The organism is Geobacter psychrophilus (assembly GCF_056821595.1).
Genome location: NZ_JBXDTU010000004.1, coordinates 3,751,775 through 3,764,373, shown reverse-complemented (window position 1 = coordinate 3,764,373; position 12,599 = coordinate 3,751,775). Strand labels below are relative to the sequence as shown.

Annotated in this window: 14 protein-coding genes; 1 reads left to right on the top strand and 13 read right to left on the bottom strand. The window is 55.1% G+C overall.

Annotated elements, in window-relative coordinates; all coding sequences use genetic code 11:
- Positions 1 to 72: 72 nt before the first annotated feature.
- From ACOCF6_RS20065 to ACOCF6_RS20005, 13 genes are all read right to left on the bottom strand, one after another.
- Positions 73 to 453 carry a RidA family protein gene (locus tag ACOCF6_RS20065; RefSeq protein ID WP_482462098.1) on the bottom strand — a complete coding sequence of 127 codons (381 nt, stop codon included), beginning with the start codon at positions 451 to 453 and terminating at the stop codon, positions 73 to 75.
- Positions 450 to 2,600, bottom strand: coding sequence for a RelA/SpoT family protein (locus ACOCF6_RS20060; RefSeq protein WP_482462097.1), 2,151 nt, complete (start codon positions 2,598 to 2,600; stop codon positions 450 to 452). The genes ACOCF6_RS20065 and ACOCF6_RS20060 overlap by 4 nt, the downstream gene beginning before the upstream one ends.
- 104 nt (positions 2,601 to 2,704) lie before the next feature.
- On the bottom strand, positions 2,705 to 2,911 hold the full coding sequence (gene rpoZ, locus ACOCF6_RS20055; protein WP_482462096.1) for a DNA-directed RNA polymerase subunit omega: 207 nt from the start codon (positions 2,909 to 2,911) through the stop codon (positions 2,705 to 2,707).
- 58 nt (positions 2,912 to 2,969) lie between these two features.
- Complete coding sequence (gene gmk / locus ACOCF6_RS20050) at positions 2,970 to 3,578, bottom strand: guanylate kinase (RefSeq protein WP_482462095.1); 609 nt, start codon at positions 3,576 to 3,578, stop codon at positions 2,970 to 2,972.
- A 32-nt stretch (positions 3,579 to 3,610) separates the two neighbouring features.
- Positions 3,611 to 3,997 (bottom strand): type II toxin-antitoxin system VapC family toxin, encoded by a 387-nt coding sequence (locus ACOCF6_RS20045; RefSeq protein WP_482462094.1) that lies wholly within the window; start codon positions 3,995 to 3,997, stop codon positions 3,611 to 3,613.
- Complete coding sequence (locus tag ACOCF6_RS20040) at positions 3,997 to 4,224, bottom strand: type II toxin-antitoxin system Phd/YefM family antitoxin (RefSeq protein ID WP_482462093.1); 228 nt, start codon at positions 4,222 to 4,224, stop codon at positions 3,997 to 3,999. Before ACOCF6_RS20040 ends, ACOCF6_RS20045 begins: the two co-directional genes overlap by 1 nt.
- A gap of 105 nt (positions 4,225 to 4,329) precedes the next feature.
- A complete protein-coding gene (gene ccoS / locus ACOCF6_RS20035) occupies positions 4,330 to 4,470 on the bottom strand; it encodes a cbb3-type cytochrome oxidase assembly protein CcoS (RefSeq protein ID WP_482462092.1) in 141 nt (46 codons plus the stop codon).
- The gene (locus tag ACOCF6_RS20030; RefSeq protein ID WP_482462091.1) at positions 4,463 to 6,892 is read right to left on the bottom strand and encodes a heavy metal translocating P-type ATPase; all 2,430 of its coding nucleotides are present in this window, start codon (positions 6,890 to 6,892) and stop codon (positions 4,463 to 4,465) included. The genes ccoS and ACOCF6_RS20030 overlap by 8 nt, the downstream gene beginning before the upstream one ends.
- Positions 6,889 to 8,046 carry a 4Fe-4S dicluster domain-containing protein gene (locus ACOCF6_RS20025; protein ID WP_482462090.1) on the bottom strand — a complete coding sequence of 386 codons (1,158 nt, stop codon included), beginning with the start codon at positions 8,044 to 8,046 and terminating at the stop codon, positions 6,889 to 6,891. The genes ACOCF6_RS20030 and ACOCF6_RS20025 overlap by 4 nt, the downstream gene beginning before the upstream one ends.
- 221 nt (positions 8,047 to 8,267) lie before the next feature.
- Complete coding sequence (locus tag ACOCF6_RS20020; protein WP_482462089.1) at positions 8,268 to 8,699, bottom strand: VOC family protein; 432 nt, start codon at positions 8,697 to 8,699, stop codon at positions 8,268 to 8,270.
- On the bottom strand, positions 8,700 to 9,428 hold the full coding sequence (locus ACOCF6_RS20015; RefSeq protein ID WP_482462088.1) for a cytochrome c biogenesis CcdA family protein: 729 nt from the start codon (positions 9,426 to 9,428) through the stop codon (positions 8,700 to 8,702).
- A 13-nt stretch (positions 9,429 to 9,441) separates the two neighbouring features.
- On the bottom strand, positions 9,442 to 9,969 hold the full coding sequence (locus ACOCF6_RS20010; protein ID WP_482462087.1) for a TlpA disulfide reductase family protein: 528 nt from the start codon (positions 9,967 to 9,969) through the stop codon (positions 9,442 to 9,444).
- 49 nt (positions 9,970 to 10,018) lie between these two features.
- Positions 10,019 to 10,987 (bottom strand): polyprenyl synthetase family protein, encoded by a 969-nt coding sequence (locus ACOCF6_RS20005; protein WP_482462086.1) that lies wholly within the window; start codon positions 10,985 to 10,987, stop codon positions 10,019 to 10,021.
- A gap of 184 nt (positions 10,988 to 11,171) precedes the next feature.
- Between ACOCF6_RS20005 and ACOCF6_RS20000 the strand changes: the two genes are divergently transcribed.
- Complete coding sequence (locus ACOCF6_RS20000) at positions 11,172 to 12,560, top strand: DEAD/DEAH box helicase (RefSeq protein ID WP_482462085.1); 1,389 nt, start codon at positions 11,172 to 11,174, stop codon at positions 12,558 to 12,560.
- The last annotated feature ends 39 nt before the right edge of the window (positions 12,561 to 12,599 follow it).

Here is a 12,599-nt window from a genome sequence, read left to right as displayed (position 1 = left end):
GATCATTAAAGCCGCTGCACACATGTGCAGCGGCTTTTCTTGTCATCTGCGCCGTATTCAGCAACGTCCTGCTCATACTGATGCAACAATCTCTATCTCCAGCAGTACACCCCGTGGGAGTCCCTGTACCGCAACCGTTGAGCGCGCCGGTTTATGCCCGGGAAAACAACCGCCATATACCTCGTTCACCACGGCAAAATCCTTCATGTCTACCAGATAAATCGTGGCCTTTACCACGTCATCGAAACCCGCCCCAGCTGCAGACAGCACGGCGGCAATATTGGTCATGACCTGCTCGGCCTGTTCACGCACCCCACCGGCGACAATCTCACCCGAAACCGGATCCAAGGGGATCTGTCCGGAACAGAACAGGAGATTCCCGGCCTGTATCGCCTGAGAGTAAGGACCGATCGCGGCCGGAGCTTTATCAGTAGCAATTGCTGTTAAATTCATTTTTTTAGCCTTTCAACCTTAATAACGCCTTTTACCTTCATAATGGCGTTCATAACCTTCTGCAGATGAGCCAGATCAACAACATTCACCTCGAATGTATTCTCGCCGCGCTGGTCAACGGTGCTCTGCACATGAGCACTGGAGATATTGGCTTCGCTGTTGGTGATGGCCATCGTAATATGCGCCAAAACACCTTTGACATCATGGCAGATCACCCGGATCTTGACCGGAAGTACGGATGTTTTCCCCTTGTTCCAGGCCACGTCGATCCGGCGTTCCGGATCACACTCCAGCGCCAGTTGACAATCTGAGGTGTGGATTGTGACCCCCTTGCCGCGGGTAATGAAGCCGATAATGTCATCGCCGGGAACCGGATTGCAGCATTTGCCGAAACGAACCAGCACATCATCAACGCCACTGATTTCAACGGCGCTGGATGATTTGCCCTTGAGCTTGTTGAAAACAGCCGTAAGGCGCGATTCCTTGTGTTCTGCCCGCTCCTGGATCTTTTCGTTCGGAAGGAGCTTCCCGATGATCTGACCGGCTGAGATCTTGCCGTATCCCACCGCTGCCAGCAGGTCGTCATCACCGGCAAAACCGAATTCGGCCGCAATCCTTTTGAAATCGCCGTTTTTCTGGATTTTCTGGAGATTGACAGAATATTTGCGAAAATCCTTTTCGCAGATTTCCCGCCCCAGAACAACACTGCGCTTCCGCTCCTCGGTTTTGATCCAGCTGCGAATCTTGTTGCGGGCCCGGGAACTCTTGACGATCTTGAGCCAGTCCTTGCTGGGGGTATGGTGCGGCGAGGTGATGACTTCGACGATATCACCGTTTTTCAGCTCGTATTTGAGCGGCACCAGCTTTCCGTTGACCTTGGCGCCTACGCAACGGTGGCCGATATCCGTATGTACGCTGTAGGCAAAGTCGATCGGCGTAGAGCCTTTGGGATAGCCCTTGACATCACCTTTAGGGGTAAAGACATAGACCTCTTCAGAAAAAAGGTCCACCCGCACCGAATCCATGAACTCCCGGGAGTCCTGCAGTTCCTGCTGCCACTCCAGCAGCTGCCGCAGCCAGGCGAAGCGCTTGACATCCTTCTCGTCGTAGCCCTTGCCCTCCTTGTACTTCCAATGGGCGGCAATTCCGGCATCTGCCACGTTATGCATCTCGTGGGTGCGGATCTGCACCTCCATCCGGTCACCATGCGGACCAATGACCGTCGTATGCAGCGACTGGTACATGTTGCCCTTGGGCATGGCGATGTAATCCTTGAAGCGCCCCGGTATCGGTTTCCAGGAAGAATGAATGACTCCCAGCACCTCATAGCATTCGCCCAGATCATTCACCAGAATGCGGATTGCGATCAGGTCATAGATCTCTTCAAACTCCACATTGCGCTTTTCCATCTTGCGATAGATGGAATACAGATGCTTGCTGCGCCCGGAGACCTCGCCCTTGATATCATGCTCAGCCAGTTTTTCGAAAATAATCGCCTTGGCCTCTTCGACAAAGGCTTCCCGTTCCTTCTTTTTAAGTGAAATTTTACGTGCAAGCTCAAAATAGGTTTCCGGGTTGAGATAGCGGAATGAAAGATCCTCCAGCTCAACCTTGACCCATGATATCCCCAGACGGTTGGCGATGGGGGCGTAGATATCCATCGTCTCGCGGGCAATACTGCGCTGCTTCGGTTCCGGCTGGAACTCCAGGGTACGCATGTTGTGCAGCCGGTCAGCCAGCTTCACCAAAATAACGCGGATATCATTGGCCATGGCCAGCAACATCTTGCGGAAGTTTTCGGCCTGGCTTTCTTCCTTGGTCTTGAAATGAATCTTGCTGATCTTGGTGACGCCGTCGACCAGCAGCGCCACCTCTTCACCGAACATCTCCACCAGCTCCTCATAGGTAGCCAGAGTATCCTCGATGGTGTCATGGAGAAAACCGGTAATAATACTGGGCACATCCAGGCGCAGGTCTGCCAGCAGCCCGGCGACCTCCATGGGGTGGATGATGTACGGTTCCCCCGAGAGTCTGGTCTGACCCTGGTGCACCTTGGCGCAATACACGTAAGCCTTGCGGATGAGGTTGAAATCAGCCGTCGGGTTATACGCCGCTACCTTATCGAGGATGTCATTGAGCCTGATCATACGTTATCAGTCGCCTGATGAGATTTGGAGTGTGAATGACACGGGGGCAGGATAAAAAAAGGGTGAAAACGCACTTGATGCGGCTTCACCCAGGACGACAATTGCTAGTTAACGTGTTTCTTGCTGACTTCGAAATTGACTTTACCGGCAGCAATCTCACGCAGTGCAGTCACTACCAGACGGTTGTTTTTGGGGTCAATCAGGGGGGCATTGCCCTTATACAGCTGCTTGACCCTCTTGGAAGCCAGCATAACCAGGAGGAAGCGGTTATCGACTTTTTCCAGACAATCTTCAACGGTTACCCGTGCCATAATTTTGTACTCCTTCCTGCCGTAAATAATTGGAATGTTGTTAATACTCTATTTCACTTCAAATATCAAACAATTTCGCCACCTGACCCAGCATCCTGAAGGTCCTGAGACGGTGTGCAACCACAATGGCAGAGAGTTCCTTGAAGGCTGTCTCGAAATGGTCGTTAATGATGATGTAATCATACCAGCGCGCCTCCCTGATCTCAGCAGCGGCCCGAAGCAGACGGCGATCGATTACATCCTGGGGGTCTGACGAGCGGCTTTCGAGACGGCGGCGCAACTCCTCCATACTGGGCGGCAGGATGAAGATGTAGACACAGCGCTCGATCTGCTCCTTGAGCCGCTGCGCTCCCTGGCAGTCAATATCAAGAACCAGGTCCACGCCATTCTTGCGGGCCTCCTCGATCGTCGCCAGGGCGGTCCCGTACATATTCCCGTGGACTTCAGCCCATTCGGCAAAGGCATCCTCGGCAACCATACACTGGAACTCGTCCCGGGATACGAAGAAATAGTCCTCACCATGGACCTCGCCGGCACGCGGCGTGCGGGTGGTATAACTGATTGACTCCCGCATGTTCGGAAAACGTTTCAACAGCGCGTGGCAGAGGGTCGTCTTGCCCGCACCGGAGGGTGCCGAGATGATCAGGATAATGCCTTCGCGTTTCATGGTAAATTGAACTCCCTTCCTATTTAATATACCTACCAGAGGCGCTTGATGCCGTACTCGGAAAACACGACATCAGCAGAGACAATGGTCATCCTTTCGGCCAGCACCTGGGCAACCAGAAGGCGGTCAAACGGGTCGCGATGGTGGAAAGGAAGGGATTCAACCTTGGCTACATGCCTGAAATCCAGGTTGAGCAACTTGAAATCATTGGCAGCCAATTCCTCCGGAATAAAGCGCTCCACTGATTTTGTGAGGCGGAGCTTGCCGATGCTGGTCTTGATCGCTAATTCCCAACAGCTGGCAAGACTCAGGAAGCACTCATTCCGCTCACTGGCTATGGCAGCTCGTGCCGGCTCGGAAAGCGAAGGATCGTTATTGATCCACCACAGAAACGTATGGGTATCAAGGAGCAGACGCATTAGCGGTATTCGGCGAAATCAACAAGCGGTTCGTCAAAGTCAGCGGCCATAAACAGGATTTTCCCCTGCGCAGAACCGGGCTGACGTTTTTTGGAGACACTCTTCACAGGAACAAGCCTGAGGATCGGTTTGTTGTCTCTGGAGATGATCACATCTTCCCCTGTCAACGCCTTCTGAACCAGTTCAGAAAAATGGGATTTTGCTTCGGCTATATTAAATTGAGTCATGGCGTCCTCCTGTATGGTCATATTACATGACTAATATCTGCCGGTCAAGCGGTCGCCGTAGTTACGTTTGCAAGAAAGAGAGAAGTACTGGTAAACAGTACAGCATCAATCATCATCCAGCATGCGATGTTTCGGTTTTTCCACATCGTCAAACTGTCTTTTTTTTACCGCCCAGATAAAGATCAGCCAGCAGCCGGCCCCCAGGCAGAGCGACAGTATGATCAGCAGAATGATGCTTTCATCCATGATGCTTGATCCTCATCAGACGCAGTGAATTGAGCGAAACCAGCAGTGAGCTGATCGTCATGGCCAGGGCGGCGTAGACCGGGGTCAGCATGCCGAACACGGCCAAGGGGATGCCGACCAGGTTGTACAGAAAGGCCCAGGCCAGATTCTGCCTGATTACAGCCATGGTTTTACCGGCGATGCGGTGTGCCGTCGCCAGGCATGCAAGATCATCAGCGGTTATGATCACATCGGCATGTTCTAGGGCGATATCACTGGAACCGGTCAGGGAACAGCTGACATCGGCCGCTGCCAGGGCCGGAGCATCATTGACGCCATCACCGGCCATGAGTACCCGCCCTCCCCGCGCCTGCAAGTCCTGCACCTGGGCCAGCTTCAGGTCGGGGGTCAAATTGCCCAACCCCGCAGTCAGACCGACCTGGGAGGCGATACGATCCACCACCGCTTGAGCATCACCGCTCACCAGGCACAGGTCGACGCCGCGCTCCGCCAGCGAACGTACGAGTTCGACGGAACCAGGACGGAGTTGATCCTGCAGCAGAAACTCACCGGCAACAACACCATTGATCGCCACCAGCACAACCGTACCTTCTGCCGTCTCCGCATAACCGCTGTCTTGCAGATGTATACCCTGTTCCCTGAAATACCGGGCGCTGCCGCACTGCACCCGCTGGTCATCGACGGTCTGTCCGCACACACCCTTGCCGGGGATGATGGCGAAACCTGTACATTCACTCGGCAGCTCTCCATGCTCGGCTGCAAACCCCACAATCGCCCGGGCCAGCGGATGGGCAGCGGGCTGCTCCACCGTGGCCGCTGCCCGCAGCACATCCTGCCCGGCAAAGGTGCCGAACGTGCTGAACGAAATCACCTGCGGCCTGCCCATGGTGATGGTGCCGGTTTTATCGAACAGTGCGTAGCGGACCTGGGCCAATCGCTCGATGACATCCCCGCCCCTCAGAATGATACCCAGGGCTGCCGAGCGGCTGCAGGCCGCCAGAACGGCTGCCGGCACCGCCAACCCCATGGCGCAGGGACAGGCGATCAGCACCACCGAAAGCGCAGTCATAACAGCCCGGCCGATTCCTTGTCCGGCCAGGGTGTAATGCCCGGCACAGACAGCAATGGCAAGCAGGATCACAGCGGGCACGAACCAGCCGGCGATGCGGTCCGCCAGCCGCTGCAGCGAAGGCTTGCCGGCCTGGGCCATCCTCACCATGGCAGCCACCCGCATCAGGTAGCTCTGGCCAACCGCCCGCACCGCCTGGACCGTGACCGGAGCAGCCACATTGACACAACCGGCGCGGACTTCGCAGCCCGGCTGCACCAAAACCGGGAGGCTCTCACCGGTGACCAGCGACTGATCCACCTCTGTCTCACCCTCAACCATCAGGGAGTCAACCGGAAAACGCTCGCCCTGACGGACCAGCAGCAGATCCCCCGGCCTCACATCATCCACCGCAATCTCCCGATAACCAGTCGGGTCCTGCAGGGTTGCCCGCTGAGCAACAGCGGCATAGAGCGACTCGATCCCTGACAGGGCCGTGCGACGCACCGAAAGCTCCAACAATCGCCCCAGCAGGACAAAGGTAACGATCATGGCAGCGCTTTCGAAATAGGTCTCCTGGCCGGAGAATAGCGCCCAGGTGCTGTAGAACCAGGCCGTCAGGGCACCAACCGCGATCAGCAGGTCCATCCCCGGCCGGCGGGAGCGGAGCGACTGCCAGGCCCCCGCCAGAAACGGCCAGCCGCTGTAGAAGACCACCGGTGTCGCCACAGCCAGTGAGGCATACTGCAGTACTGACTTGATGGCGCTGCCCATGCCCTGGAAATAACCTGCATACAGGCTGTAGGAATAGGCCATCAGCTGCATGGTCAGGAACAGTGCCGTACCGAAGCGAAGCAGCAGATCAAGGCGTTCGCGCGCGGCCTCGACCTCGGACAACGCGGGCGAATAGGGGCGCGGCGCAAACCCCAGGCTGCTGATTGAGGCGAATATGGCGGACGGCAGCGCCCGGGCAGGGTCGAAGCGAACCGAGGCGATGCCTCCGGCATAGGAGATGCTGACCTCCGCAACGCCGGCAACACGGGCAATCATGCGTTCCAGCAGCCAGATGCAAGATGGGCAGCTGATACCGGCGACCAGGATATCCAGGCGGCAGAGTTCGCCATCACTCACCACGTAGCGCGCCAGTTCCTCGTCATTGAAGGGAGATGGATTATCCTGCTGTACGGTCGGCATACTGCGGTTATCACGCAGATAAAAACCGTCCAGACCGGCAGCGCAGACCAACTGGTAGGCCCCCAGACAACCGTGGCAGCAAAAGCTCTGCAGACTGCCGTTCTCTGCAGGCAGTTCCAGCGGTTTCCAGCGAAAGCTGATGCCGCAATGCAGGCAGGCATGTTCAACCGGGAGCGTCATGGCGTCACCCGAATGGTGGAGACCGGGTTCCCCCCTCTAAACAGGCGCAGCTCGATTGGCTGGCGAAGTGGGACAGGTCCGTTGAAACGGATAAAAAAACTGACCTGGCGGTTTTCATTCGGAGCGATACGGATCGCACTGACCGGCCCGAGCAGTTCCGCATTCAGGCCGGGTTGCGGGGACAGCTCCAACGCAAACCCGGCCAGCGCCTGCCCGCGATTACCGATGATCGCGCGCCAGGCCTGCACCCGTGATCCATCGGCAAAGGTCCTGGTCTCGGCTGTGGCGATTCGCTGCACCGAAAAGGCCGTATCGGAACGGGCAAGGATGCCCCACGCAAGTGCAGCACTCAATATGCACACCAGTGCTGTCAGGATCGCTGTTTTGGTACCTATTCGTGGGCCGTTTCCAGCACTTGTCCCGAAACGGTAGGCAATCAGCCCGTCATTTTGACCCGGTTGTTCCATCACGGCACGGCAGGCGTCAATACAACGACCGCAGTTTATACATTCGATCTGAAACCCCTGGCGGATGTCGATATTCATTGGGCAGGCCCTGACACAGGAGCCGCAGCCGGTACAGTTCTGACTGGTCTCTTCAAGAAAGGCCAGGTTGAGCGTGCCCTCATCCATCAAAGCAGCCTGAAAACGGCCATACGGACAGTAATTGCGGCAAAAACCGCGCCCCACCAGGATCAGGTTCAGGTACATCAACAGGGTTGCGGACGCAACACAGCCGACCACAACCGGGTGGCTGCGGAATGCAGACAGAGCGCTGACAACCTCGACCGGCGGCATAAACCAGCAGAGCAGGTTTATTGAAACCACGCCAGCCAGCAGCAGGGCAATGACATGGGCGGCAATCCTCCACATCCGCATGGGAAGAAACAGACGCAAGCGTTCCTGCACCAGATCGGCCAGATCATTGTACACGGTTTGCGGACAGAGCCAGCCGCACCAGACCCGGCCCAGAACCGCCGTAAGCAGAAGAAAGCCGGCTCCCAGCACCAGTGTCAAGAGCAATACCAGGTAAAACTGGTCAATCCGGATTGCTGCGCCTGCCAGAAAGAGCGTGTGCAGGCTCATATCCATTCTCAATGCCGGATTGCCGTTGATCACAAGGAATGGGGTCAGCATGGCGGCGATCAGCAGCACGGCTTGTATCGTTCTTCTAGACGTAGCTATACGGCGCAGGGACATGGGTTTAATTGTATATGTTTTTCTGAATGTGCGCTGAAAAAACAGACTGGAGGGAACGTATCAAAGCTCTCTGCATGTTCATCGCCAGGGTGGTCATCTGAATAAGTCAACAATCCGTTACCTCCTCCCGTAGAGGGGAATTCAGATCAATATTGATACTAAAAACAAAGGCCGGATTATGATCCGGCCTTTTTCCTGTTTTCCAATGCTTCATCCAGCACCACCAGATAGCCATCCGGATCGAAACACCACATTTCCTTGATACCATAGGGCTTGATCTCAAGTGGATAAAGCGTCTCCAATCCCTCCTCGGTGATGGCATCGCAGATGCCCTCGATGTCCTTTACCTCAAAATGCAGTGTCACACCGATCCCCCGGGGAAACATACTGAAACGACTCCCCAACACGGGGTGAGCCCTGACAACATCATCCTCTTCCACAAAGACCAGTGCGATGCCATCCATATCCAGCATCAGATGATCGGGGGCGCCTGCCGAGGTAAGTGACCGCTGCACCGGCAGTTCCAATATTCCGGCATAGAAGGCTTCCGTCACCGCCAGTTGGGAAACGGCAAGCTGAATGGAATGTTGGGCGCGATGAGCCTTCATCTAGCTTCCGCCAAACAGAGTCGTGAATATTCCTGAAAGTCGGGACAGCCAGTTGAAATAGATCATGACGCCTACCAACATCAGAAAAACACCGGTACAAATCTCAAACACCCGGATGTACTTTTTAAAGCGCTGAAACATGACGATGAACTGATGCATCGCCAGTGAGGATAGAAAGAAAGGTATGCCGAGGCCCAGAGAATAGGTCAGCAGCAGTACGATGCCGTGATACACATTTTCTTCCGTAGCAGCCACCATCAGGATCGCAGCCAGGATCGGCCCGATGCAGGGGGTCCAGCCAGCGGCAAAGGCCAGACCGACCAGAAAGGTTCCGACAAAACCGGCCGGCTTGCGATGAAGCGTAACCCGCTTCTCACCCAGCAGCATGGTAATGGGGATCAAACCGGTCACATGGACGCCCAGCAGCAGGATCAGGATGCCGCCCGCTTTTCTGAAAATGGCAGCATGCTGATTAAGGAAAGAACCGATATACGTGGCAGAGGCCCCCAACAGGACAAACACTACCGTAAAACCGAGAATAAATGCCAGCGAATGCAGCATTGACGTCTGACGCACCTTGTGACTGGGGTGCTCTGCCTGGAGATCGGCAAAAGAAAGACCGGTGATGTAGGTGATGTAGGAAGGGATTAATGGCAGAACACACGGTGACAGAAATGAGAGCAACCCGGCGATAAACGCTCCCAAATACGTTACTTCCTGGGAATGCATAAGTACAGCTCTCCTATTTCATAAGGCCTTCGAGGAAGGAAATTGTGTCCGGAGAGTCCCAGGCCAGCGGTCCGATAACCTTCTTCACCAGGATGCCGTTTTTATCGATGACAAAGGTTTCCGGTACGCCGGTTACACCATAGGTCATGGCGGCCTTGCCGTCCGGATCGGTGTAAACAGGAAGAATGAAGCCGGTCTCCTTGAAAAAGGCTTCAATAACCGGAACCCCGCCTTCATCAATTGAAACAGCCACCATCTGAAAAGGCTTGCCGACCATGGCGCTGTTGAGCCTCATCATGGAAGGAATCTCCTCACGACAGGGAGGACACCAGGTAGCCCAGAAGTTGAGCAGCACCACCTTGCCTTTAAGATCAGACAGCTTCAAGGGAGCATTTTTCAGGGAATTGACGCTTACCTCCGGTGCAGGGCTTTTTTCCTTCACCACTGCCACACGTTGGGCTGATTCTTTTTTTGATGAGCAACCCGCGACCATAACAAGAGCAGCAGCGATTATCAGACCGTATAATGCAAGTCGTTTCAAGAGCAACCTCCAGGGATGCAAAAGCTTAGTGCGCCGAAAATGTGGCAGTTTATTTGTTGCGGGTAACGACATAGTCGGCAAGACTGCACATGGCTGTCGAAATTTCAGAAACTTCAAACAGTCCCAGATGAGCGCGGCAGTCGTTGATGTAGCGCCGGGCTGCTTCAACAGTATAGGTTATGCCGCCGTACTGCTTGACCAATCCGGATACGGAACGAAATTCTTCCAGCGTCATTTCGTCTTTTTCAACAACCGCCTCAATGACGGAACGCTCTGCCTCCGTACACAGGCGCAGGGTGTGGATCAGCGGGAGTGTAATCTTGCCCTCTTCCAGATCATGACCGATGCTTTTGCCAAAATCTTCCTCTGTGGCAATATAATCAAGTGTGTCATCCATAAGCTGAAATGCTATGCCCAAGGACATGCCGAAATCAGCAAGTGCCTGTTGACGCTCCGGAGTCGCTCCGCCCAGAATTGCACCCGCCTCACAGGCCGCTGACATGAGAATGGCCGTTTTCGAGCGCACCACGTTCAAATAGCGCTCTTCCGTCAGATCGATCTCGCCGGTGCAGAGCAGCTGCATGACCTCACCTTCGGCGATGACAGTGGTGGCGTCGGAAAGTACCCGCAGGATATCAAGGCTACCGACAGCAACCATCAGGGAAAATGATTTTGAGAACAGGAAATCCCCCACCAGCACTGAAGCCTCGTTGCCCCACAAGGTATTGGCCGAGGCCAGCCCGCGTCGCAGGGTGGCGCTGTCGACAACATCGTCGTGCAGCAGGGTGGCGGTATGGATGAATTCTACAACACTGGCCAAAGGAACGGCCTTATCCCCCTGGTAACCGCACAAGCGGGCAGCGAGAAGCAGCAGCGCAGGACGCACACGTTTGCCACCGCTGGAAAGGACATACTCCCCGACCTTGCGGATCAGCGGTACATCGGACTCCAGATCCTTGCGGAACTGAAGCTCGACGTTTATCAGGTCTGTGCCAATGATATTGAGTGCGGCCTGCATCAGAAGGGTCCTCGGAGGGGTAAATTTTTGTCATAGTAATGGATGGGATTCAGGTTTGTCAAAGCATTTCTGGCTGTTGAACATGCTGACGGGACAAGGTTTAGATTGCCAGACGGTACTTCACGGTATATGGTAATAGATGCAGAATACTGCGTGATATAAGAAAACATACTAAGGACCTTCCATGCATTTCAATGAATTTGCCCTGCCGGAACTGCTCATGAAGGGCATTGCCGAAGCAGGCTTCAGCACCTGTACCCCCATCCAGGAACATACCCTGCCCATCAGTCTGACCGGAAAGGATGTAGCCGGCCAGGCCCAGACCGGCACCGGTAAAACCGCTGCTTTTCTGATCACACTTTTCACCCGGCTCTTAAATAACACGCCGGCAACCGGCAAGCACCCGCGCGCACTGATCCTGGCACCGACACGTGAACTGGTGGTACAGATCGAGCAGGACGCCCAGCTTCTGGGCCGGCATTGCGGTTTAACCATCCAGGCTATCTACGGCGGCGTGGATTACATGAAACAACGCGATGCACTCCGTGACGGGGCTGATGTGATCATCGGCACGCCGGGTCGCTTGATCGACTATCTCAAGCAGAAGGTCTACAGCCTCAAAGAGATCGAGATGCTGATTATCGATGAAGCGGATCGTATGTTCGACATGGGCTTCATCGCTGACTTGCGTTTTATTCTGCGCCGGCTGCCCCCCTTTGACCAGCGCCAGAACCTGATGTTCTCCGCCACGCTCAACCTGCGGGTCATGGAACTAGCCTACGAATTTATGAATTCGCCGGAAAAGGTCTCCGTCACTCCGGAAAAAATGACTGCCGACAATGTCGAACAGGTCCTGTACCACGCTTCACGCAAAGAAAAGTTTCCGCTGCTGCTGGGACTGTTACGGCGGGACGGCATGGAGCGCACCATGATTTTCATAAACACCAAGCGCGAGGGAGAATACCTGCACGACCGACTGAACGCTAACGGTTTTCCCTGTCGGCTTATCTCCGGGGATGTGGAACAGAAAAAGCGGCTGCGTATCCTGGAAGATTTCAAGGATGGAAAGCTGCCGATTCTTATCGCAACGGATGTCGCTTCGAGGGGCTTGCACATTGACGGCGTGTCTCACGTTGTCAACTACGATCTCCCCCAGGATTGCGAGGACTACGTCCACCGAATCGGCCGCACCGCCCGCGCGGGAGCACAAGGCAAGGCCATTTCACTGGCCGATGAAGACGGAGTTTTGTACCTGGAGGCCATTGAAGAGTATATCAAGGCCAAGATACCGACAGAATGGGCCGAAGATGACTTGTTCGTCAACGATTTCAATCGGGTAGCCCGACCGAAACATAAACTTGATCTGAAGCGGGGTGCCAAACCAGCGCCCGTTCGAAAAAAACCAGCTGCAAAACCGGAACCCCACGTATCAAAACATGCGGCAGCAGCAACCCCGGCAGGCGCCGTCACAGGTGAAACCGTGACAAAAAAACGCCGCCGCCCGCGAAAAAAACCGACCGCAAAACCCGGACACCCCATACCACCTGCCGGAGATGCCACCCCGGCTGCATAAAACGACAAAAGCCCATGAAAACATGGGCTTTTGTCGTTT